The sequence below is a fragment of the Micromonospora sp. IBHARD004 genome (assembly GCF_052814115.1).
Genome location: NZ_CP199934.1, coordinates 5,928,008 through 5,954,208 on the forward strand (window position 1 = coordinate 5,928,008; position 26,201 = coordinate 5,954,208).

The window sequence follows — 26,201 nt, forward strand, 5'->3', positions numbered from 1 at the left end:
TCGGCATCGGACCGGGAGCGGACCGACATCCGGGTCGGGAGCAGGCCTGCCAAGGAGGGCTGACGCGCCCGCCGCGGTGGTCTGTTCAGCCGTCCGGGGGATGTTGCGGAAGATGCGTAACCCTGCCGTGGGGGCATCGTTGAGTCTGATGTCGGAGCGCTGATCAGCGCGAGGACGGGAGACGGCCGATGCCCTGTCGGTCGAGGGGTGGCGGCGGGGCATCGTGCATAGAGGGGCCGGACGTGTGAGGGGTGCGTCCGGCCCTTCCCCCTGTCCGCGTCCCGGTCAGTCCCGCCCGACGCAGCACCGTCGAAGGCACTGCCGCGGACGGTTCCGCTGTGGTCAGGCGACCGGCTGGGCGACGTTCTGCCGGACCCACTCGACGATCGACTGGGTGGTGGCGCCCGGCGTGAAGATCTTCGCCACGCCCAGCCGCGACAGCTCGGGGATGTCGGCGTCCGGGATGATGCCGCCGCCGAAGACGACGATGTCCCGCGCGTCCCGCTCGGCGAGCAGCTCCAGCACCCGCTTGAAGAGGGTCATGTGCGCCCCGGAGAGCACGGAGAGGCCGACCGCGTCGGCGTCCTCCTGGATGGCGGTCTCCACGATCTGCTCCGGGGTCTGGTGCAGGCCCGTGTAGATGACCTCCATGCCGGCGTCCCGCAGGGCGCGCGCGACGACCTTCGCGCCCCGGTCGTGGCCGTCCAGGCCGGGCTTCGCGACGACGACCCGAATACGAGAGCTCATCAGCGCACACCTTTCACCGGCTCCGCGGCTATTCACCTGAACGAACGGTAACCCGGCCGCCCTGGAGCCGGGAACCCGGGCTGCACCCATAGCCTCGCACCGCACCAGCCGGAAGTCGGACGCCTCCGCCGAACGGTCACTGTGCGCGACGAACGGGCGGTCAACGGGCCATCCGTCCGGCGGTCCGAGCTATGACATCAGCGGACGGAAAGGGACAGAACGAAACACCAATTCGGCGCTTCGGCTTGTGACCGGAGTGGCAGTTGGCTAACGTGGCCACGGTTGTCATCAGGTCCACGGACGGGTGACGACGCGGCCAGCCGACGTTCACCCGAGCTTCACGGGCGCCGGCCGACCGCATCGGAACCCCGACAACGGAGGGTGTGCGTGCGCCAGCGCCTGTCGTCTGAGCCCGATAGATATCGCGGCCGTCGCCGCGTACCCACCCCCCCGCGGAGCCGCTACGCCGCGGTCGTCACCACCGCCTTCGTCGGGGCCGGCCTCGTCGCGCTCGGCGCGAACGCCCTGCCGGACGCCAAGAGCGTCAGCCCGTCGGTCCTCGACGAGCTCAAGCAGGCCTCGATCACCAGCCAGGACGCCGCGGCCCGCGCCGACGCCGACGCCGCCGACCGCGACAGCCGGTACAGCCAGGTCGCCAAGGCCGGGGCCGAGCAGGACGTCTGGCTGCTCCCCCTGCACGGCTACGACTTCAACTCGCCCTTCGGCATGCGCTGGGGCAAAATGCACACCGGCGTGGACCTGGTCGCCCCGGAGGGCACGCCGTACGTCGCGATCCACGCCGGCACCGTCACCAAGGCCGGCTGGTTCGGCGGCTACGGCTACGCGGTGATCGTCCAGCACCCGGACGGCAGCGAGGCCATCTACGGCCACTCCTCCGCGGTGAGCGTTCAGGAGGGCCAGCAGGTCAAGGCCGGCGACCAGCTCGGCCTGGTCGGCAACACCGGGCACTCCTACGGCTCACACCTGCACCTGGAGATCCATGTCAACGGGCAACCACAGGACCCGGTGCCGTGGCTCCAGGACCGCGGAGCGGACATCCAGCTCGAAACCGAGGCACTCTACAGCGAGGTAGCCGCGTCCTGACGCTGCGTATCGTCCGCCCACCGCCCGGATCACCCGATCCGGGCGGTTTTCGTTGGCGCGAAGTCTGCCGGATCACAGCCACAACTGTGAGCGGGGACACAGCAGGGCATGATCGTTTTCCGGGCCAGAACACCCGTGCGGGACGAAACCGGGGCGGGAGTCGTCAGCGGCCCCGGCCGCCCTCCGGAGCCAGTACCCGGCACCGACCGGGCCGACACCAGTATTTCGAGGTCAAGTGCCCCTCGACTGTGAAGGTCCGTCCGTGCAGGAAGACAGCCCCGTCCAGAACGAGACCACCCAGGACGTCCCCCGGCACCGGGCGCGCAAGCGGACGGGCCGGCGCAGCACATACTTCGTCGTCGGCGCGGTGGCGCTGATCGGCCTGGGCCTCGGCGGCGTCTCCGTCGCCACCGCCGACCACGGCACACCGACCCCCGCCGCCGTCGACTTCGACGCCCAGGCCCGCGCCGAGGCCGCCGCCCGCGCCGACCGCGCCGTCCGCGAGTCGACCGCCCCGGTCAGCCCGTCCGCGACCCCGACCAGCCCGTCGCCGAGCCCCTCGACGGCCAGCCCGAAGCCAGCGCCGAAGGCGGCCACCGCCAAGCCGACGCCGAAGAAGACCACCAAGCCGAAGCCCTCCTGGGTCATCCCGATGAAGGGCGCCGAGATCACCTCCTGCTACGGGCAGCGGTGGGGCACCCTGCACGCCGGCATCGACTTCGCGATGCCCGCGGGCACCCCGATCCACGCCGCCGCCGCGGGCACGGTGGTGAAGGCCGGCGACGTCGGCGACGGGTATGGCAACTCCGTCTTCATCGACCACGGCAACGGCTACCTGACCCACTACGCCCACCAGAGCCGCATCGCGGTCAGCGTGGGCGAGAAGGTCAGCGCCGGCGAGGTGATCGGCTACGAGGGCGCCACCGGTGACGCCACCGGCCCGCACCTGCACTTCGAGGTGCACAAGGGCGCGATGTGGAACCAGATCGACCCGGCGCCGTTCCTGCGCGCCCGGGGCATCGACGTGGCCTGCTGACGGTCGCGGAGCACGTGACAGGGCCCGGTCCGGCGGTTCGCCGGCCCGGGCCCTTCGTGGTCGTTCAGAGCTTGTCGATCGGGGCGTGCCGCAGGACCAGCCACATGGTCTGGTCGCCGAAGTCGATCTGCGCCCGGGCGCCCGGGCCGTGCCCCTCCACGGCGAGCACCCGGCCGAGGCCGTAGCGCTGGTGGTTGACCCGGTCGCCGGCCGCCACCTTCGGCCCCTGGGGCAGCTCGCTGGCGGTGGCGAGCCGGCTGGCGTCCACGCCGAGCCGCTTCGCCAGCTGCGCCGCCTTCGGGGTGCCGCCGGTGAAGCCGCCCCGCCCGCCGGGCGCGCGGTCCGCCCGCCCGCCGACGCCGCCGCCCCCGCCGGCCCACGAGGTGTACGACCCCTCGGTGCGCTCCCACCGGACCAGATCCGGCGGCAGCTCCTCCAGGAACCGGGACGGCGGGTTGTAGGCCGGCTGCCCCCAGGCCGAGCGGGTGACCGACCGGGACAGGTAGAGCCGCTGCCGGGCCCGGGTGATGCCCACGTACGCGAGCCGGCGCTCCTCCTCCAGCTCGCGGGTGTCGCCGAGCGAGCGCAGGTGCGGGAAGACGCCGTCCTCCAGGCCGGTCAGGAAGACCACCGGGAACTCCAGGCCCTTCGCGGTGTGCAGGGTCATCAGGGTGACCACGCCCTGATGGTCCGGGTCGTCGGAGGGGATCTGGTCGGCGTCGGCGACCAGCGCCACCTGCTCCAGGAAGCCGGCCAGGGTGGCCCGCTCCCCCTCCTCGCCCAGCGCCTCGATCCGCTCGGTGTACTCCCGGGCGACGCTGACCAGCTCCTGGAGGTTGTCCACCCGGCCGGCGTCCTGCGGGTCGAGGCTCTCCTCCAGCTCGGTCAGGTAGCCCGAGCGGGTCAGCAGCGCCTCCAGCACCTCCTCCGGGGTGCCGGTCTCGGCCAGCTCCCGGGCGCCGTCGAGCAGCGCGACGAACTCGGCGATGCCGTTGGCCGCCCGGGTGGAGATGCCCGGCGCGTCCTTGGCCCGGCGCAGCGCCGCCCCGAAGGAGATCCGGTCCCGGCTGGAGAGCGCCTCCACGCACGCCTCCGCCCGGTCGCCGATGCCGCGGCGGGGGGTGTTCAGGATCCGGCGCAGGCTGACCGTGTCGTCGTCGTTGACCACCGCGCGCAGGTAGGCCAGCGCGTCGCGGACCTCCTTGCGCTCGTAGAAGCGCACCCCGCCGACCACCTTGTACGGCAGGCCGACCCGGATGAACACCTCCTCGAAGACCCGGGACTGGGCGTTGGTGCGGTAGAAGACCGCGACGTCGCCGGGGCGGGTCTCGCCGTCGTCGACCAGCCGGTCGATCTCCCGGGCCACCCAGTCCGCCTCGGCGTGCTCGGTGTCGGCGACGTACGCCACGATCTGCTCGCCGTCACCGGCGTCGCTCCAGAGCCGCTTGGGCTTGCGGGAGGTGTTCCGGTCGATGACCGCGTTGGCGGCGTTGAGGATCGTCTGGGTGGAGCGGTAGTTCTGCTCCAGCAGGATCGTCCGGGCGTCGGTGAAGTCCCGCTCGAACTCCAGGATGTTGCGGATGGTCGCGCCCCGGAACGCGTAGATCGACTGGTCGGCGTCGCCGACCACGCAGAGCTCGGCCGGCTCGATCCCCTCGGTGCCGGAGACCAGCTCCTTGATCAGCACGTACTGGGCGTGGTTGGTGTCCTGGTACTCGTCGACCAGGACGTGCCGGAACCGGCGTCGGTAGCTCTCCGCGACGTGCGGGTGCGACTGGAGCAGGTGCACCGTCGTCATGATCAGGTCGTCGAAATCCAGCGCGTGCGCCTCGCGCAGTCGCCGCTGGTAGAGCGTGTACGCCTCGGCCAGCGCCCGCTCGTTGGGCCCCTTGGCCCGGGCGGCGAACGCCTCCGGGTCGACCAGCTCGTTCTTCAGGTTGGAGACCTGGGCGGCGAGCCCGCGCGCCGGGTAGCGCTTCGGGTCGAGGTCGAGCTCCCGGGCCACCATCTGCATCAGCCGGCGCGAGTCGTCCGCGTCGTAGATCGAGAACGTCGACTTCAGCCCTGCGTGCTCGTGCTCGGCGCGCAGGATCCGGACGCAGGCGGAGTGGAACGTCGACACCCACATCAGCCGGGCCCGACGCCCGACCAGGGCGGCCACCCGCTCCTTCATCTCGCCGGCGGCCTTGTTGGTGAAGGTGATCGCGATGATCTCGCCCGGGTGCACGTCCCGCGCGGCGAGCAGGTACGCGATCCGGTTGGTCAGCACCCGGGTCTTGCCGGAACCGGCGCCGGCCACGATCAGCAGGGGCGAACCCGCGTGCGTGACGGCGTCGCGCTGCGGCCCGTTCAGCCCGGCGAGGAGGGCCTGCGGGTCCAGCCGGGCGGCGGCGGACCCGGGCCGGTGCGGCGGGGTCGGCCGGGGCTCCGGCGCGGGCGGGGACGCGGGGATGTCGAAGAGAGGATGCATCGCACGGCGAGTCTATGCCGCCGGACGGACACTTCCCGCCCGCGCACGCCCTGACGAGACGAAGCCGTCACCCGGGGCGGAAACGTGCCCCGTCCCACCTGTTGGCGGGAATGCTTGCGCCCCCGGCCCCGGCTCGGCATACTCGGCGGCGTGTTCGATCAGCGCTTCTACTTTTACTACGGCACCGGGAGTCCGGCAGCCGTAGGTCGCGCCTGATCACAAGACCTGCGAAAAAGCCCCGGGCTCGGAGAGCCCGGGGCTTTTTCGTCCCGGGATCCGGGCACCGGGCCCGACACCCGAGGGGTACGACGATGATGACTGACGTGGCGGAGCAGAGCGGCGGCCTGGCGAGGGACCACGACCGGGCCGACCCGGGTCCGACGGCGGCCGCGACCGCCCGGACCGGCACCGACGACTCGGCGGCCGCCGAGCGGATCGTGGAGATCCGGGAGCGGATCGACGAGATCGACCGCACCATCATCGCGCTGTGGCAGGAGCGGGCCGCCCTCTCCCAGGAGGTGGGGGCCACCCGGCTCGCCTCCGGCGGCACCCGCCTGGTGCTCTCCCGGGAGCGGGAGATCCTGGAGCGGTTCCGGCAGGCGCTCGGCGCGGACGGGACGCAGCTCGCGCTGCTGCTGCTCCGCGCCGGCCGCGGCCCCCTCTGAGGAGGGCCGTGCCGGCCCCGGCGGGCCCGGTCCGGCGCGACCGGACCCGGATGCGACGAACCGCCTGCCGGCGTCGGGCTGACGCCGGCAGGCGGTTCGGACGGATCACGCCTGGTGGGTGGCGACGATCTCGCGCTTCTCCGCGAAGTGGCAGGCGGTCGGGTGGTCCGAGCCCCGCCGGATCTGCAGCAGCGGCACCTCCTGGGCGCAGATGTCCTGCGCCTTCCAGCAGCGGGTGCGGAACCGGCAGCCCGAGGGCGGGCTCACCGGGGAGGGGACGTCACCGGTGAGCCGGATGATCGCCTTGTTGTCCCGCAGCGTCGGGTCCGGCACCGGCACCGCCGAGAGCAGCGCCTGGGTGTACGGGTGGGTCGGCCGCTCGTAGATCTCGTCCTCGGTGCCGATCTCCACCATCTTGCCCAGGTACATCACCGCGACCCGGTCGGAGAGGTGGCGCACGACCGAGAGGTCGTGGGCGATGAAGACGTACGACAGGCCGAACTCGTTCTGGAGATTCTCCAGCAGGTTCATCACCTGCGCCTGGATCGACACGTCCAGGGCCGAGACCGGCTCGTCGCAGACGATGATCTCCGGCCGCAGCGCGAGCGCCCGGGCGATGCCGATGCGCTGCCGCTGGCCGCCGGAGAACTGGTGCGGGTACCGGTTGATGTGCTCCGGGTTGAGGCCGACCAGGTCGAGCAGCTCCTTGACCTTGTTCCGGCGACTGCCCTTCGGGGCCACCTCGGGGTGGATCTCGAACGGCTCGCCGATCAGGTCACCCACCGTCATCCGGGGGTTCAGCGAGGTGTACGGGTCCTGCATCACCAGCTGGATCTGCCGGCGCAGCCGCCGCAGCGCACCGCCGGAGAGCTTGGAGATGTCCTGCCCCTTGTAGAGCACGCTGCCGGCGGTCGGCTTCTCCAGGTTCATCAGAACCCGGGCCAGCGTCGACTTGCCGCAGCCGGACTCGCCCACCACGCCCAGCGTCTCGCCGGCTTTCAGCTCGAAGGAGACGCCGTCGACCGCCTTGACCTGACCGATGGTCTTCTTGAACACGATCCCGCGGGTGACGGGGTAGTGCTTGACCAGGTCACGGACCTCGATGATGTTCTCAGTCACGGTTCACGAGCTCCTCGGCGAAGTGGCAGGCGCTGGCCCGAGCCCTGCCGATCTGCAGCAGCGGGGGCACCTTCTCCCGGCACACCGGCTGCGCCATGGGGCAGCGCGGGTTGAACGGGCAGCCCGGCGGGATGTTCATCAGGTTCGGCGGAAGGCCCTTGATGGTGCGGAGCTCCTGCCCCTTCTCGTCCATCCGCGGGATCGAGTTCAGCAGGCCGAGCGTGTACGGGTGCGCCGGCTTGGCGTACAGGTCGTACACGTCGGCTTCCTCGACGATCCGGCCGGCGTACATGACCGCGATCCGGTCCGCGACGTCGGCGACCACGCCGAGGTCGTGGGTGATCAGGATCATGCCCATCCGCCGCTCCCGCTGGAGCTCGCCGAGCAGGTCCATGATCTGGGCCTGCACGGTCACGTCCAGCGCGGTGGTCGGCTCGTCCGCGATCAGCACCTCCGGGTCGAGCGCCAGCGACATCGCGATCATCGCGCGCTGTCGCATACCGCCGGAGAACTGGTGCGGGTAGTTGCTGAACCGGCCCTTGGCGTTGGGAATCTTGACCTGGTCGAGCATCTCGATCGCGCGCTTCTTCGCGTCCGCGCGGCTCAGGCCGCGCCGGATGCGGAACTGCTCGGCGATCTGGAAACCGACGGTGAAGACCGGGTTCAACGCGGAGAGCGAGTCCTGGAAGATCATCGCGATGCCCTCGCCGCGGATGCGGCGGCGCTCCTCGGCGGACATCTTGAGCATGTCCTTGCCGTGGAAGCGGACCTGACCGCCGGTGACGAAGCCGGGCGGGGTGTCCAGGATGCCCATGATGGTCTGCGCGGTGACGCTCTTACCGGAGCCGGACTCGCCGAGCACGGCGAGGGTCTCTCCCGCGTCGACGTGGTACGTGACTCCGTTGATGACCTTGGCGACGCCGTCCCGGGTGCGGAACTCCACCCGCAGGCCGTCGACCTCCAGCAAGCGGCCGGAGGGGCGGCCGGATCCGTCGGCGCCCGGCGCGCTCTGCTCGGACACGAGAATGTCGGACAACTCAGTCTCCCCTATCGGAGCTTCGGGTCGAGGGCCTCGCGGACCGCCTCGCCGAGCATCACGAAGCTCAGCACGGCGGTGACGAGGAACGCGGCGGGGAAGAAGAGCAGGAAGGGCGAGACCCGGAGGTAGTTCTGCGCTTCGCTGATCATGATTCCCCAGGACACGACCGGGGTCTTCAGCCCGATACCCAGGAAAGACAGGGTGGCCTCGGCGCCGATGAAGGAGCCGACCATGATCGTGCCGTAGACCAGCAGCGGGGCCAGGCAGTTCGGCAGCAGGTGCTTGAGGATGATCCGACCGCTGCCGGCGCCGAGGGCCCGGGCCGCCACGATGTAGTCGGCCTCCTTGGTGGCGAGCACCGAGGAGCGCATCAGCCGCATCACGACCGGCCAGCTCAGGACGACCAGCGACATGATCACCAGGCCCATGATCTGCCACTCGTTGTTGTCCGTGCCCGAGCCGTTGAACGTGGTCAGGATGACGATCGCGCCGAGCACGAACGGCAGGCCGAAGAAGATGTCGGCGATGCGGGAGAGCAGGCCGTCAACCCAGCCGCCCTTGTAGCCGGCGATGATGCCCATCGTGCCACCGAACAGCAGGGTGCCGATCACGGACAGCAGCGCCACCACGATCGACGCGCGGGCGCCGTAGATCGTCCGGGCGTAGACATCGCGGCCCTGCACGTCGTAGCCGAACCAGGCGTCCGCCGACGGCTCCACCCGGCTGCGCTCCAGCGCACCGTTGACCGCGTCACCAGAGGTGAACAGGGACGGGAACGCGGCCATCAGCACGAAGACCAGGATGAACGTGGCGGAGATCCAGAACAGCGGCTTGCGGCGCAGGTCCCGCCACGCGTCACCCAGGAGGCCACGCGGCTTCTCCTTGCGGGCGCTCTCCGGCAGGCCGGCGTTGGTCGGGGCGCCGATCTCGGTCGGCTGCTCGGGACGGGGGGTGCTGACAAGGGAAGCGGCACTCGGGTCACTCATAGCGAATCCTCGGGTCCAGGGCGGCGTAGAGCAGGTCCACCAGCAGGTTCATCAGGAGATAGACGAGCACCAGGACCACCACGATGGAGACAACCGTAGCGCTTTCCTTGGTGACGATGGCCCGGAGGACCTGGCGGCCGATGCCGTTGATGCCGAAGATGCCCTCGGTGATGATGGCGCCACCCATCAGCGCGCCGAGGTCGGTGCCGAGCAGGGTGACGACCGGGATCAGCGAGTTGCGCAGCAGGTGCACGCCCACCACCCGACGCATGGGCAGGCCCTTGGCGATGGCGGTCCGGACGTAGTCGGCGCGGCGGTTCTCCGCGATGCTGGTCCGCGCCACCCGGGCGATGTACGCCATCGAGGCGCTGCCGAGCACGAAGCCCGGAAGGATCAGCTCGGAGAAGCGCATCTCGTTGGAGACCGTCGGGTGGACGATCCCCCACTTGACGCCGAAGAACCACTGGAGCACGAAGCCGATCACGAAGACCGGCAGCGCGATCAGGAAGAGGGTGGCGACCAGGACCAGGTTGTCCAGGAAGCCGTTGCGTCGGAGACCGGTCAGCACGCCGGCGCCGAGACCGATCACGGCCTCGATGGCGAGCGCGACCACAGCCAGCTTCAGGGTGTTGGGGTAGGACGTCACGATGATGTCGTTGATCGAACGACCGCTGAACGTGACGCCGAAGTCACCCTGGAAAAGGTTCTTCATGTAGCTGGCGTACTGCACCCAGATCGACTGGTCGAGATGGTACTTCTCGGTCATCATCGCCCGGAAGTTGGGCGGGCAACCGCGGTCGCCGCACTTGCCGGCGAAGGGGTCGCCGGGCACCGACCAGACGAGCCAGTAGATCAGGAACGTCGTACCGATGAAGACCGGGACGAGTTGCAGCAGCCGTCTCAAGAGATAACGGCCCATGGGGTGGTCCTCCAGACAGGGGGCGCGTCGGGGCAGCCGACACGGTGGTGACAACGTGCGAGGGGTTTGTTGTACACCCCCTCGCGGAACGGCCCCGGGTCGGGCTCACCGGTAGGCGAGCCCGACCCGGGGTCAGACCGTTCGGATCAGAGCTCGACCGAGGTGAGGTCGAGTTCGCCGACGTTGTTCAGCTCCATCTTCTTGATCTTCTCCGAGTGGCCGGACTGCTGGCCACCGAAGTAGATCGGCATCGACGGAACTTCCTGGTCGATGATCTTGACGGCCTCAGCGAACTTCTTGTGCGACTCCTCGATGCTGGGGGCCGCGGAGGCCTCCTTGGCGAGGGCGTCGACCTGCGGGTTGCTGTACTTGCCGTCGTTCGAGGAGCCACCGGTCACGTAGAGCGGGTTGATCCAGTTCTCCACGTCCGGGTAGTCCTGCTGCCAGCCGGCCCGGTAGGCGCCGGTCATCTTGTAGGCGTTGATGTTGGCCCGGAAGACCGCGAAGGTCGGCACGCCGACGGCGACGGCGTCGATGCCCAGGTTGGTCTTGATCTGCTGGGCAACCGCCTCCATCCACTCCTTGTGGCTGGCGTCCGCGTTGTACGACAGGGTCAGCTTGCCGGTGAAGCCACCGGCCTCGTTGAGGAGCTGCTTGGCCTGGGCCACGTCGAACTTGCAGGCGGTGCAGTTGCCCGGCTCGGCACCCGGGGTCAGCGGGTTGGCCCAGCTGTCGGCCGGCTTGCGGTTACCGAAGAAGATCTTGTCGGTGATCGACTGCCGGTCGATGGAGAGCGAGATCGCCTTGCGCAGCTTCGGGTTCTGGAAGCGCTTGTCGTAGATCGGGAAGGCGATGATGCCCGTCGACGGCGTGGTGGACGCGATGGCCCGGTCGCCCAGGTCGGTCTTCCACTTGTCGCCGGCCAGCGAGGAGACCGGGACCTGCTGCTGGAAGTCCAGGTTGTTGGAGACCAGGTCGTTGTAGGCCGCCGTGTCGTCCTGGTAGATCTTGACGGTGACGTCCTTGATCTTCATCTTGTCGCGCAGCTGGTAGTCGTCGAAGCGGGTGAGCTTGATGTCGACGTCGTCCTGCCACGACACGAACTTGACCGGGCCGTTACCGATCGGGTTCTTGCCGAACTTCGTGACATCGCTGAAGAAGGAGTCCGGCAGCGGCATGAAGGCGCTGTAGCCGAGCTTGGTCGGGAACACGGCGGTCGGCGCGCTCAGCGTGACCTCGAAGTTCCAGTCGTCGACGACCTTGAGGCCGGACATCTCCTTGGCCTTCGGCTCCGGGGCCTTCTTCGGGCCGTCCGGGCCGTCCGGGTCCTCGGTGTAGACGTCGCCGAAGCCCTGGATGTCGGCGAAGAAGCTCGCGTTCTGCGCGCCGTTCGGCCCGTAGGCCGCCCAGTTCCAGGCCTTGACGAAGCTCTCGGCCTTGACGGTGGTGCCGTCGTGGAACTTGGTGTTCTGCTTGATCTTGATCTTGAAGACCTTGGAGTCGGTCGTGTCGATCGACTCGGCGAGCGCGTTCTGCGGCGCGCCACCGTTGTTCGGGTACTCGACCAGACCGGTCCACATCCAGTCGATGATCGCGCCGCCACCGGTCTCGGTGGTGTTCGCCGGAACCAGGGGGTTCTCCGGCTGGGTGCCGTCGATGACGATCGCGCCGTCGGCGCTCGCGCCGGTCTCGCCGCCGTTGTTGTCGCTGCTGGAGCAGCCGGACGCGACGAGCGCGAATGCCGCGCCCACCGCGAGGGCGCCGCTCGCCCGCTTCGAGACTCTCATTCCGAGGGGCCTCCTCTTTCTGACCTGGTTCCGTCGTGGGTTTCACGCACGTGTGGGGGTGACACCGCCGCCGACCCGGACCACAGGTCGACGGTTTACCGCAGAGGAAATCGGGACACCCCAGGGGTACCGATCCGCCGGGCACCACACCCTCGCCGAGCGGCACCGCGCAGGGTCGACGGCCACGTTCCGCGACGAAAAGACGGCGTCACGTGGTCGGCGGGGCCCGACGGGGTGCCTCACACCGGGGGTGAGGTGTTGCCACTGTGACACTCACCTGCCCATTACGTGAAGGTGCCGTTATCAAGCCGTTAGTTGGTCGCCACGTTGCCGATACCTGAGAAAAGATCATGAAACAGGCGAGTCGGACCACTCTGAACAGGAAAGACACGGTCACATCGGTCGAGGACGACACGTACTCTCGGTCCCTGTGAGCTTCCCTGCCTCCGCTCCGGCGCTGCCCGACGTCGAGCGGGCGCTGGCCGTATTTGCCCATCCGGATGATGTCGACTTCGGCTGTGCGGGCACCATCGCCGGCTGGGTGGAGGAGGGTGTCGAGGTCGCGTACCTCGTCGTCACCCGGGGTGGCTCCGGCGGCTTCGACGACACGCCGCGCGAGGAGATGCCCCGGCTGCGCGAACGGGAGCAGCGGGCCGCCGCCGCCGTGGTCGGCGTACACCGGGTCGACTTCCTCGACGGCCACGCCGACGGGACGCTCACCCCCAGCCTGACCATGCGCCGGCAGGTCGCTGCGGCGATCCGGCGGTTCCGGCCGGACCGGGTGCTCACCAGTTCGCCGCTGCGCCGCTGGGAGCACCTCGCCGGGCCGAGCCACCCGGACCACCTGGCGGTCGGCGAGGCCACCACCTGCGCGGTCTACCCGGACGCGCGCAACCGCTTCGCCTTCCCGGAGCTGCTGGCCGAGGGGCTGGAGCCGTGGGTCGTCCGGGAGATCTGGTACGCCGGCGGCCCCGCTCCGGACCACGCCGTGGACGTCACCGCGTACGTCGACCGGAAGGTCGCCGCGATGCGGGCCCACCGTTCGCAGACCGCGCACTTCGACGTGGAGACCTGGATACGCGACCGGCTCACCACCGTGGCCGAGAACGCCGGCCTGCCCGCCGGCCGGCTGGCCGAGGCGTTCACCGTGCTCCGCACCGAGTGACCGGCGCCGGCCACCCACCGCCCACGCCCCCGGCGCCGCACGGGACGCCGGGGACCGGGGACGGGGCGCGGGTCAGACCAGGCGGCGGTCCGCCGCCCAGCGGGACAGCTCGTACCGGTTGGACATCTGGAGCTTGCGGAGCACGTTCGACACGTGCGTCTCGACCGTCTTGATCGAGATGTAGAGCTCCTTGGCGATCTCCTTGTACGCGTACCCCCGGGCCAGCAGCCGGAGCACCTCGCGCTCCCGGTTGGTGAGCTGGTCCAGCTCCGGATCGGCGACCGGCGCGTCCGGCCGGGCCGCGAACGCGTCCAGCACGAACCCGGCCAGCCGCGGGCTGAACACGGCGTCGCCGTCGGCCACCCGCCGGATGGCGTCGGTCAGCTCGTCCGGCGAGATGGTCTTCGTGACGTACCCCCGGGCGCCGGCCCGGATCAGCCCTATCACGTCCTCGGCCGCGTCCGACACGCTCAGCGCGAGGAACTTCACCTGCGGGTGGGTACGCCGCATCGCGTCCAGCACCGCCCGGCCACCGCCGTCCGGCATGTGCACGTCGAGCAGCACCACGTCGGGCTGGGTGGCGGCGATCCGGTTGACCGCCTCGGTCACCGTGCTCGCCTCGCCCACCACCTCCACGTGGCCGCCCAGCTCGGCGCGCACGCCCGCCCGGAACATCGCGTGGTCGTCGACGAGGAACACCCGCAGCCGCCCGTCCCGGGGCTGCGCCCCCTCGACCGGTTCGTGCTCGGCCATGGTCATCTGTCCCTTTCCGTCGCGGAGCCGGCGCCGGTGATCGGCAGGATCAGCCGGACCTCGGTCCCCTCCCCCGGCTCGGACCGGATCTCCGCCCGGCCACCGTGCCGCTTCATCCGTCCGATGATCGACCCTCGGACGCCGTGCCGGTGATCCTCCACCGTATCCGGGTCGAAGCCCTTGCCCCGGTCCCGCACGAAGACGCTGACCTGGTCCGGCTCCACCTCGGCGTAGAGCGAGACCGTCTGGACCGCGGCGTGCCGGGCGGCGTTCACCAGCGCCTCCCGGGCCGCGGCGACCAGCGCGCCGACCCGCTCGTCGGTCTCCCGGTCGCCGACCACCACCGCCTCCACCGTGATGGCGAAGGTGTCCTCCACCTCGGCGGCGGCCTGCTCCAGGGCCGCGGCGAAGCGCTCGGTCGGCGAGCCGGTCGGCTTGTAGAGCCAGTTCCGCAGCGACCGTTCCTGGCCCCGGGCCAGCCGCTGGACCGTCTTGACGTCGCTGGCGTTGCGCTGGATCAGGGCCAGGGTGTGCAGCACCTGGTCGTGCACCATCGCGGCCAGCTCGGCGCGCTCCTGCTCGCGGATGCGCCCCTCCCGCTCCGAGCGGAGCTGGTTCCAGGTCCGCCAGAGCACGGGCGCGGCCACCACGCCGACGCCGGCCAGCCCGACCAGCGCGAAGATCACGCCGTTGATCACGGCGTCGAAGTTCTGCGCCGGCGAGTAGACCGCCGCCACGCCGATGATGCCGACCGCGACCAGTACGCCGCCGCCGATGAAGCGGAGCACGAAGGCCCGCCGGTCGCTCTCCTCCACCACCGCGCCGAGCCACGGCACCGGCATCGACTCGCCCCACTGCCGGCGGCGCTCCGGGGCGGACTGGTGCCAGATCACCCCGGCGCCGACCGCGATGATCGCAACCAGCCAGCCGGCGGTGCCGGCCGCGCCCACCGAATCGAAGACCATCACCTGCGTCAGCAGCACGCCCAGCCCGATCGCGACGAAGGGCAGGAGCTGGGCGAGGTCCCGGCGGGGCGGTACGGCGTCGCCCGGGCGCAGCGGGACCACCGCCCAGAAGGCCGCGTAGAGCAGCAGGCCGAGGCCGCTCAGCCCGAGCAGCACCATGAAGGCCACCCGGACGCGGACCACGGAGATGCCGAGGTGGTCGGCGATGCCGGCGGCCACCCCCGCGGCCAGCCGGTGCTCGGGGGCACGGTAGAGCCGCGGTGGGTGTGGGGTCACGGTGCTGCTGATCGGAAACTCCCCGGTGGTGGGACGAGGCACGGGCCGATTCCGGCGCCGCCCCGATCGTCACACGGGCGGACCGCCCCGGGCCACGGGGACGCCCCCGACATTCGGCCGCCGCGGATCTCAGGGTGGCGTCAGGGTCGGTTCCGGAGGACGCTCGGGCGCCCGGGGCAGCAGGATCGGAAGCATGACCGAGGACGCTGCCCGTCCGCCCCTGCCCGGGGCGGCACCGCCGGACGGGCCACCGCCACCCCCGGCGCCGACACCGGCGCCCACCACCCAGGCCGGTTCGGAGCAGGGCGCCCCGCCGGCCGGGGACGCCGCCGGCGACCCGTCGTGGTCGACCGCCGGACCCGCCACCCCACCGCCGGGCGCGTCGGCCGCCGGCGCCGCGCCGCTCGGCGACCCGCCGCCCGGGTACGCCCCGCCGCCCGGCGGCGTCGGCTTCACCTCCCGGTACGGGCTGGTCCGCCCCCGCGAGGGCCGCTACCTGGCCGGCGTCTGCGCGGCGATCGGCCGGGCCACCAACACCGACCCGGTGCTCTGGCGGGTGCTGCTCGCCGTGCTGGGCTTCTTCGGCGGCATCGGCATCCTGATCTACGTCGCCGCGTGGCTGATCATCCCCGGCGAGGGGGACACCGCCTCCCCGGTGGAGTCGATGCTCGGCCGGGGCCGGTCCAGCATGTCGCCGGTCACCGTCATCGTGCTCAGCATCCTGGTCGCGGTCAGCTTCGGCTACATCGTCACCGACGCGTTCCGGGCCGTCCTGCTCGGCGCGGCCATCCTGATCGGCGGCGCGCTGCTGCTCAACCGGGAACACCGGGGGCCCGCGGGCCCGGCCGCGTCCGGCCCGCCCGCGACGCCTCCCGGGCCCGTGCCGCCGGTGAGCTGGCCGGCCCCGGGGATGTACGCCCCGCCCGCCCCCGCCCCGACCTCGGGCCTGCCGGCCTGGTCGGCCCCGGCCGCCGGTCCCGCCCCGGCGGGGCCGTGGGAGGCCGTCCGGCCGCAGCCCGCGCCGGCTCCGGCGGCCGGCCCCGGCACCGTCGAGCCGCCCGCCCGACCCACCACGGGAGCCGGCGCGGAGGCGCCGGTCTGGCCCGCCGCGCCGACGGTCGGCGAGCCGGTCCCCGCGCCGCTGCCGCCGACCGGGTACCGGGCGCCGTTCGCCCCCCGCGGCCCGTACGCCGGGCCGTACCCGCCGGTGCCGCCGCAGCCGCCGGCCCGGGCGCCCAAGCCGCCCAAGCGGCCGAAGGAACGCTCCCCGCTCGGCGCGGTGACGTTCTCGCTGATCTTCCTCTCGCTGGGCGTGGTCGCCGTGCTCGACCTGCTGGACGTCTTCCCGGTGGGCGCCGCCGGGTACTTCGCCGCGACGCTGGCCACGATCGGGCTCGGGCTGCTGGTCGGCACCTGGTTCGGCCGGGCGCGCTGGCTGATCGCGCTCGGCCTGGTGACCGCGGCGGCGCTCGGCGTCGCCACCGTCGCCGAGTCATACGACCGGGTACGCGGCATCGACGGCGACGTGACCTGGGCCCCGACGGACTACCGCGACCTGGCGACCCGGTACGAGAACAACTTCGGCGACGCCGTGCTCGACCTGCGCGGGGTCGACTTCGACAAGAAGGAGACGCAGATCGTGGTGGCGATCAACTTCGGCGAGGCGACGGTGGTGGTGCCGCCGAACGTCGACGTCACCACGGTGGCCGACGTGAACGCCGGAGACGCCACCGTCTTCGGCCGGCGCTCCGGCGGGCTGGACGGCAACCTCCGGGAGAGCACCGACGTCGGCCCGGACGGCCCCGGCGGTGGCAAGCTGCGGCTGCTCATCCACGTCAACGCCGGCAACCTGGAGGTGACCCGGTGAAGGCCCACCGCACCGACCTCGTCTCGCTCGCGTTCGGGCTGGTCTTCCTGGCCCTCTCCGTCTGGTGGCTGCTGGCCCGGATCCTCGGGCTGACGCTGCCGCCGGTGGGGTGGTTCCTGGCCGGCGGGCTCCTCCTGGTCGGGGTGCTGGGCCTGGTCGGCGCGCTGGGCTCCGGCCGGCACGCCGACCGGGACGCCGCCACCACGCCGGACGCCGAGGCGACCGTGTCCGCCCCCTACGAGGGCGGCGGCCCGGAGTGGACCCCACCGGCGGCGCCGGAGGCCGACGAGTGGAGCACCGATGCGGTCGGCGACGACGCGGCCGAGGCGGTGGAGGACCGGCCGGTCAGTGGCGGGTCGGCCGGACCGCGCTGGTCGCCGTCCGCGCCGACGGACCTCGGGCCGCCCGCGGGCGCGGCGACCCGCGAGCAGCCCACCGTCGACGTGGCGCCGGTGACCCGGGAGCAGCCCACCGTCGACCTCGGACCGACGAGCCCCGGGCGGTCCACCGTCGGCGACACGCCGGGCACGCCCGGGCGGCGAGCCGCTGGAGACGGCCCGCCGCCGGGGCCGGACGGCGAGGAGCGGTCACCGGGCTGAGCACGGCGGTGCGGGGCTCCTCGGGCGGCGCATATGCTGGCTGGTGGAGATCTCGCCTCCGCCGGCCGGCCCACACCGTGTGGCCGCGGCCGCGGCCGGGCCGCCACCTCGCCGGGTTCCGCCCGGTCCGGTGGTCCCGGTCGCCGAGCCTCGTCCCCGGCCCAGCCGACCAGGTCGCCGTGGGGGTCCCGCCGCTTTCCCGTCTCTACCCGTCAGGAGCCCGTCCGACATGACCCAGTCCCCCGCCGTGCGCACGTCCGGCGCGTCCGGTCCGGTCCGCATCGGCGAGCGCGCCGCCCGTACCCTCGTCACCGAGCTCGCCCGGCGCAACGACCCGAAGGCCGCCCTGCTGGTCGGCGCGGCTCCGGAGTCCCCGGTCCTGGCCGCGGCGATCGAGGGGCTGCTCCCCGGCGACCGGCTCACCGTCGTGCCGGCGGAGGGCTCCTCCGCCGCCGCGCTCCGCGAGCACGTGTCGGCCCAGGGCCGGTGGGTCGCCGACCGGGTACGCGTGGTCGACACCCTCGCCGAGGCGGACGCCGCCGAGGTGGTCATCGCCGCCGAACCGTTCACCGGCACCGCCGACGAGGCCCGGGTGGCCGTCGACGGGCTGTCGAAGTACCTCTCCGACGGCGCGGTGCTGAGCGTGGCCGCGCCGCTCTTCCGGACCGAGGGCGCGGGCACCGAGCTGGACCGGCAGGGCGTGCTGCACGGCGTCCGCACCGACCTGGTGCTGCGCAACTCCCCGCCGGTCCGGGTGCACCAGCTCCGCTTCACCCCGGCCAGCGCCGCGGTGGCCGCCCGGCTGACCCCGGCGTACCGGCCGTCCAGCGTGCCGCTGACCCGGGGCATGCACATCGACTCGAACGGCGTCGCCGCGGCCGGGATCAGCCTCGGGCTGGCCGCGCTGGCCCGGGCGGCCCGGCCGAAGTCGAAGCTCTGGCTGCTGCCGGCGCTGGCCGCCGCCCCGGTGGCCGCCTTCTTCCGGGACCCGGAGCGGGACGTGCCGGAGGACCCCTCGGCCGTGGTCGCCGCCGCGGACGGTCAGGTTCTCTCGGTGCAGCGGCTGCAGGACGAGCGCTTCGGCGAGGGCGAGTGGCTGCGCGTCGCGGTCTTCCTCTCCGTGCTGGACGTGCACGTCAACCGCGCCCCGGTCGCCGGGAAGGTGGTCGACTACTTCGTCGCCGACGGCGGCTTCGTCAACGCGATGAAGCCGGACGCCGAGCACAACGTCGCGGCGTACACGGTGCTGGAGACCGAGCACGGCCCGGTGGTGGTCGCGCAGCGTACCGGCCTGATCGCCCGGCGGATCGTGCAGCGGGCGCCGGTCGGCGCGCTGCTGGCGAAGGGCGAGCGCTTCGGGCTGATCCGGTTCGGCTCGCGGACCGACGTCTACCTGCCGGCGGACGCCGCCGAGCCGCTGGTCGGCCCCGGCGACAAGGTGGTCGGGGGCTCGACCGTGATCGCCCGCTGGGTCTGACCGCGGAGACGCGAAAAGGGGCGCCGCGAACGCGGCGCCCCTTTTTCGTACGGCGGGATCAGGCGGTACGGCGCTGGTGCAGCCAGAGCAGCGGGCCGCTGACCAGGTAACCCACCACCACCAGGGCGAAGGTCAGCCGGATGTCGACCAGGGCGCCGACCACCGGGGCCAGCCAGAGCCACGGCGGCAGCTTCACCAGCCGGGCGAGCTTGGCGTACGGGAAGCTGGAGACCATCGCGAAGGCGAGCAGGGCGACCCCGCCGACCAGCACCAGCCCGGAGACCGGCAGCCCGATCGCCACGGTCAGGGCCAGGACGGCCGCCGCCATGGTCGTCGGCACGCCGCAGAAGAACCGGCCGTCCTTCGGCGAGACGTTGAACCGGGCGAGCCGGATCGCGGCGCAGGCCGCGACGAGCGCGCAGGCCACCGCGGCGGCGGCCGGCGGCACCGACCCGGCCAGCGAGGCGTAGACCACCACCGGGGCGGCGAGGCCGAACGAGCACATGTCGGCCAGCGAGTCCATCTGGGCGCCGAACGGGCTGGCCACGCCGAGCTTGCGGGCCAGCGCGCCGTCGAGACCGTCGAACACGACGCAGGCGATCAGGCAGAGCGCCGCGACCCGGACCTCGCCCTGCATGGCCAGGAAGATGGCCAGCATGCCGAGCATCAGGCTGCTCAGGGTGCAGGCGTTGACCAGGGCGAACTTCATCCGGCGGGCGGCGGTGCGCTCACCCGGCAGGAGCGGGATCGACATCGCCGTCGCGTCGTCGTCGACCGGCGACGTAGGGGCGAGCGCCGGGCTGACCGGCATGATCGCCTCGACCTCGGCGGCGCGGTCGAACCGGCCGTAGCGGCGGCGCTGCCGGTCGGCGTAGCGGTGGTCGGGAACGACCAGGTCGGTGCCGGAACCGGCATCGTCCCGGCGGCCCACCCGGACCAGCAGCACCTGGCGGGCGAACGTGCTGCTGCGGCGCAACCGGCCCGCCCAGCGACGCCCTGCGGGGCGCGGACTGTCAGTCGTACGACGCCGGCGCCATGGGGCTCTCGGCACGCTTCCTCCATCACCGGATCGGCTGACCGCCCACCTGGGCGGCTGTCCGGCTGTCTCGTGCCGGACCTTGCTGGTCCGGCAGCCCGTTTTGCGGAGTACACCATTGCACAAGGGAAAGGGGCTTGGCGATAGCTGCCGGCGGTACTTATATCTCCCTTAAGCCGCGCGAACCGCTCTCTTATTCCCATCTCGGGCGTCATCGCCCGTTTCTTGCACCAACCCAACTCCCGACTGTACCGGAGGAGGGCCGGAGCGGCCCGGCGAGCGGGTGCTACCTCCCCCGACGTCCGGTTGCCAGGGCCGCCACGTCGGTCAGCCGCAGCTCGCTGACCTGCTCTGGAGCGAACCAGGCGGCGCGGGCGGTGGACCCGCCGGCGAGCTCGGTCACCACCGCCTCGGTCGGGGCGTCCACCCGCACCCGGTAGATCACCCGGACGCCGTGCCAGTCCAACGGCCGCCCCTCGGGGCCGAGCGCGGCGGGATTGTGCAGGTTGTCCACGGCCAGCAGGTCGACCACCCGGCCGAGCTGGTTGGCCTCCTCGACCAGCTCGCGGAGCAGTCCGGCGGCGGGCTGCTCGCCGTGGTCGGTGCCGCCACCGGGCAGGTGCCACTTGCCGGCGCCCGGGTAACCGTCGGCGATCATGGTGAGCAGCACCCGCCCCGCCGGGTCGGTGACCAGCCCGTACGCGGCGAAGCGCTGCCGCCGGTCGGTGGGCGCCGGCCCGAACGGTGCCCGGGCGGTCCGCGCGGGCAGCGGGTCGACCGGCAGGCCGAGCAGCTCGGCGGTGAACGGCAGCAACGGCAGCCCGGCCGCCTCGGCGGGGGTGCACCAGCGGGCCAGGTCGGTGGTCTGGTCGACCTCGTCCCGGAGGGCGCCGCCGGTGGGTGTGACGTCGAAGATGATCCGGTCGGTGTGCAGGGCGACCCCGAGGTCGGGGTACCGGGTCACGTCCGCCACCGCGTCCCGCAGCCCGGTCACCACCACGGTCAGCCCGGTCTCCTCGGCGAACTCGCGCACCACCGCGACCTCGGCATGCTCGGCGTGGTCGAGCCCACCGCCGGGCAGCTGCCACACCCCGGGGAAGTCCGCGACGGCCGACCCCCGCACGAGCAGCACCCGCTCCCCGTCCCGGCACACCCCGTACGCCCCGATCCGCCGCCGCTGTTCCATCAGCCCCCCGCTCCCACAACCCGACCGGCCGTCCCGTCGATCATGAACCTATTGCCCACGGGCACGGCGTGTCGCGGCAACAACTTCATGATCACCGGAACGGCCGGTGGAGGGGAGCGCGGGGAGGGGGTGGGGTCAGGTTTAGAGGAGTTGGGCGGCGTGGACGGCCTCGGCGGTCACCTCGGTGAGGCGGTCGGTGGGGAGGGCGGTCAGCTCCTCGCGGCGGAACCAGCGGGCCTCGCAGGTGGAGCCGCCCACGTCGGCCACGGTGGGCGGGGCGGGCTGGTCGACGACCACCCGGTAGAAGGCGCGCACCCCGTGCCAGTCGATCGGGTAGCCCTCCGGGCCGAGCGAGGCGGCGTCCCGGTGGCTGGCCACGCCGAGCAGCTCGACCAGGCGGCCGGTCTGCCCGGTCTCCTCGACCAGCTCCCGGATCAGCGCCGCGCCCGGCTGCTCGCCGTAGTCGGTGCCGCCGCCGGGGAGGTGCCAGCAGCCGGCGCCCGGGTACCCGTCGGAGACCCGGGTGAGCAGCACCCGCTCCTCCGGGTCGGTGACCACGGCGTACGCGGCGAAGCGCTGCGCCCGGTGCAGCCCGTCCGGGCCGGGCACCGCGTAGAACGAGGGAAACTCGGGGACCTCCTCGGGCACCACGTCGGCCGAGGAGGCGGGGAGCCCCAGGGCGCGCGCGGTGAACGACCGCAGCGGCAGCGCCCCGGCCTCGTCCAGGGTGACCCAGCGGGCCAGGTCGGTCGGGCGGTCCACCCGGTCGGTCAGCGTCCCGCCCCGCAGCGAGACCGTGTAGAGCAGGCGGTCGGTGTGCAGGGTGATGCCGCGCTCGGGCAGGGCCCGCATGTCGGCGAGCACGTCTGCCAGCTCGGAGACGGCGACCGAGAGGCCGGTCTCCGTCGCGGTCTCGCGGACGACGGTGTGCTTGGGGTCCTCACCGTGGTCGACCGCCCCTCCGGGCAGCGACCAGGTGCGGGGGGTGCCGGAGCGATCCGATGCGCGGACCAGCAACACTCGGCCGGCTTGATCAGCACAAACTGCGTATGCCGCGATCCTGCGGAGCGGCTCCAGCGAGGTGGTCACGGGAGGAAATTCTCCCCCTGCCGGGTTACGTCCATCGAAAAGAGTCGGATTCCTGACTCATCGCTGGCGCCTCAGGGATCGATCAGGGTAGGAGTCCGGGCGGTCACCGAGGTCGCCCGCCCGCCGGCGCGGGACCGTGGGGACATGACCTCCACGAGCACCCCTCACGCGCCGTACAAGCAGCTCCGCCGACCGACGACCGACCGCATGGTGGCCGGCGTCGCCAGCGGCGTCGGCCGCTACTTCGCCGTCGACCCGACCCTCGTCCGGGTGATCTTCGCCGTCGCCACCCTGCTCACCGGCGGCTTCGCCGCACTGGCGTACCCGATCATGTGGTTCCTGATGCCGGAGGAGCCGGCCGGCGCGCCCGCCTGGCCGCACCCGACGGGCGCCGCGCCGCAGGGCTGGCCGCAGCCGGCGTCCGGCCCGGAGGCCTGGCCGACCGCGACCGGCGGGCCGGCGACGCACCCGGCGGGCACGCCGGAGCCGACGCCCCGGCCGCAGCCTCAGCCGCCGACCGCCGGGTGAGCCGGCGTCACTCCCACTCGATGGTGCCCGGCGGCTTGCTGGTGACGTCCAGGACCACCCGGTTCACCTCGGCCACCTCGTTGGTGATCCGGGTGGAGATCCGGGCGACCACCTCGTAGGGCAGCCGGGACCAGTCGGCGGTCATCGCGTCCTCGCTGGAGACCGGGCGCAGCACCACGGGATGCCCGTAGCTGCGCCCGTCACCCTGCACGCCGACGCTGCGCACCTCGGCCAGGAGCACCACCGGGAACTGCCACACGCCCCGGTCCAGGCCGGCGGCGGTCAGCTCCTCCCGGGCGATCAGGTCGGCCTTGCGGAGCAGGTCCAGCCGCTCCCGGTCGACCGCGCCGATGATCCGGATGGCCAGGCCGGGGCCGGGGAACGGGTGCCGCCAGACCATCGCCTCGGGCAGGCCCAGCTCCAGGCCGAGCGCCCGGACCTCGTCCTTGAAGAGCGCGCGCAGCGGCTCGACCAGGGCGAACTTCAGGTCCTCCGGCAGGCCGCCGACGTTGTGATGGCTCTTGATGTTGGCGGTGCCGGTGCCGCCGCCGGACTCCACCACGTCCGGGTAGAGGGTGCCCTGCACCAGGAACTCGACGTCGCCGTGCGAGGCGATCTCCCGGGCGGCGGCCTCGAAGACCCGGATGAACTCCCGGCCGATGATCTTGCGCTTCTGCTCCGGGTCCGTCACCCCGGCGAGCGCCCCGAGGAAGCGGTCCTGCGCGTCGACCACCTTGAGCTTGATGCCGGTGGCGGCCACGTAGTCCTTCTCGACCTGCTCGGCCTCACCCGCGCGCAGCAGGCCGTGGTCGACGAAGACGCAGGTGAGCTGGTCACCGACCGCCTTGTGCACCAGGGCGGCGGCGACCGCGGAGTCCACCCCGCCGGACAGCCCGCAGATGACCTCCTTGTCGCCCACCTGCTCGCGGATCCGGGCGACCTGCTCGTCGATGATGTTCTCGGGCGTCCAGGTCGGCTCGACGCCGGCGATGTCGTACAGGAAGCGGGTCAGCATCTCCTGGCCGTGCGCGGTGTGCCCGACCTCGGGGTGGAACTGCACCCCGGCCCGGCGCCCGGCCACGTCCTCGAACGCGGCGACCGGCGCGCCCGCCGACTCGGCGGTCACGGTGAAGCCCTCGGGGGCCTCGGTCACGCAGTCGCCGTGGCTCATCCACACCGGCAGGTCCGCCGGCAGGTCGCGGAGCAGCACGCCGGGCTCGAGGAGCCGGGGGCGCAGCGGGGTGCCGCCGTACTCCCGGTTGCCGGTCCGCGCGACCGTGCCGCCGAGCGCCTGCGCCATCGCCTGGAATCCGTAGCAGATGCCGAAGACCGGGACGTCGGCGGTGAACATGCCGGCGTCGATCTGCGGGGCGCCGGGGGCGTAGACGCTGGACGGGCCGCCGGACAGGATGATCGCGGCCGGGTCCTTCGCCAGCATCTCGGCGACCGGCATGGTGTGCGGGACGATCTCCGAGTAGACCTTCGCCTCGCGCACCCGGCGCGCGATGAGCTGGGCGTACTGGGCTCCGAAGTCCACCACGAGGACGGGGCGAGGCGTGCTCATGTGCAGAAAGCCTACCCACCGTCACCCCCGCGCCGGGCGCGGGCCGGTCGCTCCGCGCGGCGCGCCCCGCCGGGATGTCGCGCGGGTCACCCGCGCAGGGCGGCGGGGGCGTGCGCCGGGACCGCCGGCTGCCGCGGCGGGACCGGCGCCAGCCGGCGGTACGGCTGCCCGAGCGGCGGTCGCGGATCCTCCTCGCCCTGGTTGGGCCAGAACGACATCGCCCGTTCCGCCTGGGCCGTGATGGTCAGCGACGGGTTCACCCCGAGGTTCGCCGAGACCGCCGCCCCGTCCACCACGTGCAGCCCCGGGTGCCCGTGCACCCGGTGGTACGGGTCGATCACCCCGTCCGCCGGGGTGGCCCCGATCACCGCCCCGCCGAGGATGTGCGCGGTCATCGGGATGTTGAACGGCTCGGTCAGCGCGCCGCCGGGCGTCCCGTCGATCTCCTCGGCGAGCAGCCGGACCGCGTTGTTGCCGGCCGGGATCCAGGTCGGGTTCGGCGCGCCGTGCCCCGGCCCGGAGACCAGCCGGCGGCCGAGGAGCCCGCGCCGCCACCGGGTGGTCAGGGAGTTGTCCGCCGACTGCATCACGAGGGCGATCACCGTGCGCTCGGACCACCCGCGGACCGAGAGCATCCGGGCGGCCAGGCCGGGCTGCCGGACGATGCTGCCCAGCCAGCGCCGGACCCGGTGCGGGCCGCCGTCGACCAGCAGCGACTGGAGCAGACCCATCGCGTTCGAGCCCCGCCCGTAGCGGACCGGCTCGATGTGGGTCTGCGGGTCGGGGTGGAACGAGCTGGTGATCGCCACCCCCTCGGTGAAGTCGAGCCGCCGCTCGCGGGCCCGCTGGCGGGGCACCGAGGCGCCGAGGATCGCCTCCGAGTTGGTCCGGGTCAGCTCGCCGAGGCGGGGCGAGAGCGCGGCCAGCGCCCCGGTCGCCTTCATCTCGTGCAGCAGCCGCTGGGTGCCCAGCGCGCCGGCGGCGAAGACCACCTGGCCGGCGTGGATCACCTGCCGCCGCCTGCGCAGCCACGCGCCGGTGCGCTCGGTGTGCACCTGGTAGCCCCCGCCGGCGGCGGGGCGGACCCCGGTGACGGTGGTCAGCGGGTGGACCTGGGCGCCGAGCCGCTCGGCCAGCCAGAGGTAGTTCTTGACCAGGGTGTTCTTGGCGCCGTGCCGGCAACCGGTCATGCACGAGCCGCAGTGTGTGCAGCCGGTCCGCTCCGGCCCGGCCCCGCCGAAGTACGGGTCGGGCACCCGCTCGCCGGGCCGGCCGATGTGCACCCCGACCGGGGTGGCGTGGAAGGTGTGCCCGACCCCCATCCGCTCGGCCACCGCCCGCATCGCCCGGTCCGCGCCGGTCCGGACCGGGTACGTGGTCACCCCGAGCATCCGTTTGGCCTGGTCGTAGTGGCGGGCCAGCTCGTCGCGCCAGTCGGTGATGTCCCGCCACTGCGGGTCGGCGTAGAACGCGTCGAGGGGCTCGTAAAGGGTGTTGGCGTAGACCAGCGAGCCACCGCCCACCCCGGCCCCGGAGAGCACCATGACTCCCCCGCCGGCCCTCCGGTCGGCCGAGCGGAGCAGGGTGATCCGCTGGAGGCCGTAGCAGCCGAGCTTCGGGGCCCAGAGGAAGCGCCGGGCACGCCAGGAGGTCTGCGGGAACTCGTCGTCGGCGAAGCGCCGCCCGGCCTCCAGCACGCCGACCGTGTAGCCCTTCTCCGCCAGTCGGAGCGCGGTGACGCTGCCGCCGAAGCCGGACCCGATGACGACCACGTCGTACCGCATGGACGCATCATTACCGACGGGTAGCCGTCGCGCCAGCGCC

The 26,201-nt window shown here is 72.6% G+C and carries 20 protein-coding genes and 2 pseudogenes; 8 read left to right on the plus strand and 14 right to left on the minus strand.

Going from position 1 to position 26,201, the window contains the following annotated elements; translation table 11 throughout:
* Positions 1-342: 342 nt before the first annotated feature.
* Positions 343-747 carry a cobalamin B12-binding domain-containing protein gene (locus tag ACTWO6_RS28820; RefSeq protein ID WP_446216861.1) on the minus strand — a complete coding sequence of 135 codons (405 nt, stop codon included), beginning with the start codon at positions 745-747 and terminating at the stop codon, positions 343-345.
* Between the two features lie 387 nt (positions 748-1,134).
* On the opposite strand from ACTWO6_RS28820, the gene ACTWO6_RS28825 reads away from it, so the two are divergent.
* Together ACTWO6_RS28825 and ACTWO6_RS28830 are read left to right on the plus strand one after the other, a co-directional pair.
* The gene (locus tag ACTWO6_RS28825; protein ID WP_446216862.1) at positions 1,135-1,851 is read left to right on the plus strand and encodes a M23 family metallopeptidase; all 717 of its coding nucleotides are present in this window, start codon (positions 1,135-1,137) and stop codon (positions 1,849-1,851) included.
* Positions 1,852-2,113: 262 nt separating this feature from the next.
* On the plus strand, positions 2,114-2,887 hold the full coding sequence (locus tag ACTWO6_RS28830) for a M23 family metallopeptidase (protein WP_446216863.1): 774 nt from the start codon (positions 2,114-2,116) through the stop codon (positions 2,885-2,887).
* Between the two features lie 64 nt (positions 2,888-2,951).
* On the opposite strand, the gene pcrA is transcribed toward ACTWO6_RS28830, so the two are convergent.
* Entirely contained in the window at positions 2,952-5,357 is a 2,406-nt protein-coding gene (pcrA, locus tag ACTWO6_RS28835) for a DNA helicase PcrA (RefSeq protein ID WP_446216864.1), read from the minus strand.
* A 311-nt stretch (positions 5,358-5,668) separates the two neighbouring features.
* On the opposite strand from pcrA, the gene ACTWO6_RS28840 reads away from it, so the two are divergent.
* A complete protein-coding gene (locus ACTWO6_RS28840; protein WP_446216865.1) occupies positions 5,669-6,022 on the plus strand; it encodes a chorismate mutase in 354 nt (117 codons plus the stop codon).
* Between the two features lie 105 nt (positions 6,023-6,127).
* On the opposite strand, the gene ACTWO6_RS28845 is transcribed toward ACTWO6_RS28840, so the two are convergent.
* The 5 genes from ACTWO6_RS28845 to ACTWO6_RS28865 form a co-directional block, all read right to left on the minus strand.
* Positions 6,128-7,141 (minus strand): ABC transporter ATP-binding protein, encoded by a 1,014-nt coding sequence (locus ACTWO6_RS28845; protein ID WP_446216866.1) that lies wholly within the window; start codon positions 7,139-7,141, stop codon positions 6,128-6,130.
* Entirely contained in the window at positions 7,134-8,162 is a 1,029-nt protein-coding gene (locus tag ACTWO6_RS28850) for an ABC transporter ATP-binding protein (protein WP_446220806.1), read from the minus strand. The genes ACTWO6_RS28845 and ACTWO6_RS28850 overlap by 8 nt, the downstream gene beginning before the upstream one ends.
* 26 nt (positions 8,163-8,188) lie before the next feature.
* Positions 8,189-9,166: an ABC transporter permease gene (locus ACTWO6_RS28855; RefSeq protein WP_446216867.1), complete on the minus strand. Its 978-nt coding sequence runs from the start codon at positions 9,164-9,166 to the stop codon at positions 8,189-8,191.
* Positions 9,159-10,085: an ABC transporter permease gene (locus tag ACTWO6_RS28860; protein WP_446216868.1), complete on the minus strand. Its 927-nt coding sequence runs from the start codon at positions 10,083-10,085 to the stop codon at positions 9,159-9,161. The genes ACTWO6_RS28855 and ACTWO6_RS28860 overlap by 8 nt, the downstream gene beginning before the upstream one ends.
* A gap of 146 nt (positions 10,086-10,231) precedes the next feature.
* A complete protein-coding gene (locus ACTWO6_RS28865) occupies positions 10,232-11,872 on the minus strand; it encodes a peptide ABC transporter substrate-binding protein (RefSeq protein WP_446216869.1) in 1,641 nt (546 codons plus the stop codon).
* 430 nt (positions 11,873-12,302) lie between these two features.
* Here ACTWO6_RS28865 and ACTWO6_RS28870 point away from each other — a divergent pair, with 430 nt between their 5' ends.
* Positions 12,303-13,037 (plus strand): PIG-L deacetylase family protein, encoded by a 735-nt coding sequence (locus ACTWO6_RS28870; protein WP_446216870.1) that lies wholly within the window; start codon positions 12,303-12,305, stop codon positions 13,035-13,037.
* Positions 13,038-13,109: 72 nt separating this feature from the next.
* Here ACTWO6_RS28870 and ACTWO6_RS28875 read toward each other — a convergent pair whose 3' ends face one another.
* Together ACTWO6_RS28875 and ACTWO6_RS28880 are read right to left on the minus strand one after the other, a co-directional pair.
* Positions 13,110-13,790 (minus strand): response regulator, encoded by a 681-nt coding sequence (locus ACTWO6_RS28875; RefSeq protein ID WP_446216871.1) that lies wholly within the window; start codon positions 13,788-13,790, stop codon positions 13,110-13,112.
* A gap of 2 nt (positions 13,791-13,792) precedes the next feature.
* Positions 13,793-15,031: a PspC domain-containing protein gene (locus tag ACTWO6_RS28880; RefSeq protein ID WP_446216872.1), complete on the minus strand. Its 1,239-nt coding sequence runs from the start codon at positions 15,029-15,031 to the stop codon at positions 13,793-13,795.
* Between the two features lie 193 nt (positions 15,032-15,224).
* Between ACTWO6_RS28880 and ACTWO6_RS28885 the strand changes: the two genes are divergently transcribed.
* From ACTWO6_RS28885 to ACTWO6_RS28895, 3 genes and pseudogenes are all read left to right on the plus strand, one after another.
* A complete protein-coding gene (locus ACTWO6_RS28885; RefSeq protein ID WP_446216873.1) occupies positions 15,225-16,898 on the plus strand; it encodes a PspC domain-containing protein in 1,674 nt (557 codons plus the stop codon).
* Positions 16,895-17,152, plus strand: a pseudogene (locus ACTWO6_RS28890) (hypothetical protein); the annotation flags it as partial. The gene ACTWO6_RS28885 and the pseudogene ACTWO6_RS28890, both read left to right, overlap by 4 nt.
* Before the next feature lie 574 nt (positions 17,153-17,726).
* Complete coding sequence (locus ACTWO6_RS28895; protein ID WP_446216874.1) at positions 17,727-18,974, plus strand: phosphatidylserine decarboxylase; 1,248 nt, start codon at positions 17,727-17,729, stop codon at positions 18,972-18,974.
* A gap of 58 nt (positions 18,975-19,032) precedes the next feature.
* Here ACTWO6_RS28895 and ACTWO6_RS28900 read toward each other — a convergent pair whose 3' ends face one another.
* From ACTWO6_RS28900 to ACTWO6_RS28910, 3 genes are all read right to left on the minus strand, one after another.
* The gene (locus ACTWO6_RS28900) at positions 19,033-19,950 is read right to left on the minus strand and encodes a CDP-alcohol phosphatidyltransferase family protein (RefSeq protein ID WP_446216875.1); all 918 of its coding nucleotides are present in this window, start codon (positions 19,948-19,950) and stop codon (positions 19,033-19,035) included.
* A gap of 346 nt (positions 19,951-20,296) precedes the next feature.
* Positions 20,297-21,196, minus strand: a complete 900-nt coding sequence (locus ACTWO6_RS28905) for an NUDIX domain-containing protein (RefSeq protein ID WP_446216876.1) — start codon at positions 21,194-21,196, stop codon at positions 20,297-20,299.
* A gap of 141 nt (positions 21,197-21,337) precedes the next feature.
* Positions 21,338-22,285, minus strand: coding sequence for an NUDIX domain-containing protein (locus tag ACTWO6_RS28910; RefSeq protein ID WP_446216877.1), 948 nt, complete (start codon positions 22,283-22,285; stop codon positions 21,338-21,340).
* Between the two features lie 144 nt (positions 22,286-22,429).
* Between ACTWO6_RS28910 and ACTWO6_RS28915 the strand changes: the two are divergent.
* Positions 22,430-22,741: pseudogene (locus ACTWO6_RS28915) on the plus strand (PspC domain-containing protein); the annotation flags it as partial.
* A 79-nt stretch (positions 22,742-22,820) separates the two neighbouring features.
* On the opposite strand, the gene guaA reads toward ACTWO6_RS28915, so the two are convergent.
* Both guaA and ACTWO6_RS28925 read right to left on the minus strand, forming a co-directional pair.
* On the minus strand, positions 22,821-24,377 hold the full coding sequence (gene guaA, locus ACTWO6_RS28920; RefSeq protein ID WP_446216878.1) for a glutamine-hydrolyzing GMP synthase: 1,557 nt from the start codon (positions 24,375-24,377) through the stop codon (positions 22,821-22,823).
* 86 nt (positions 24,378-24,463) lie between these two features.
* Entirely contained in the window at positions 24,464-26,161 is a 1,698-nt protein-coding gene (locus ACTWO6_RS28925; protein ID WP_446216879.1) for an FAD-dependent oxidoreductase, read from the minus strand.
* Positions 26,162-26,201: the final 40 nt, after the last annotated feature.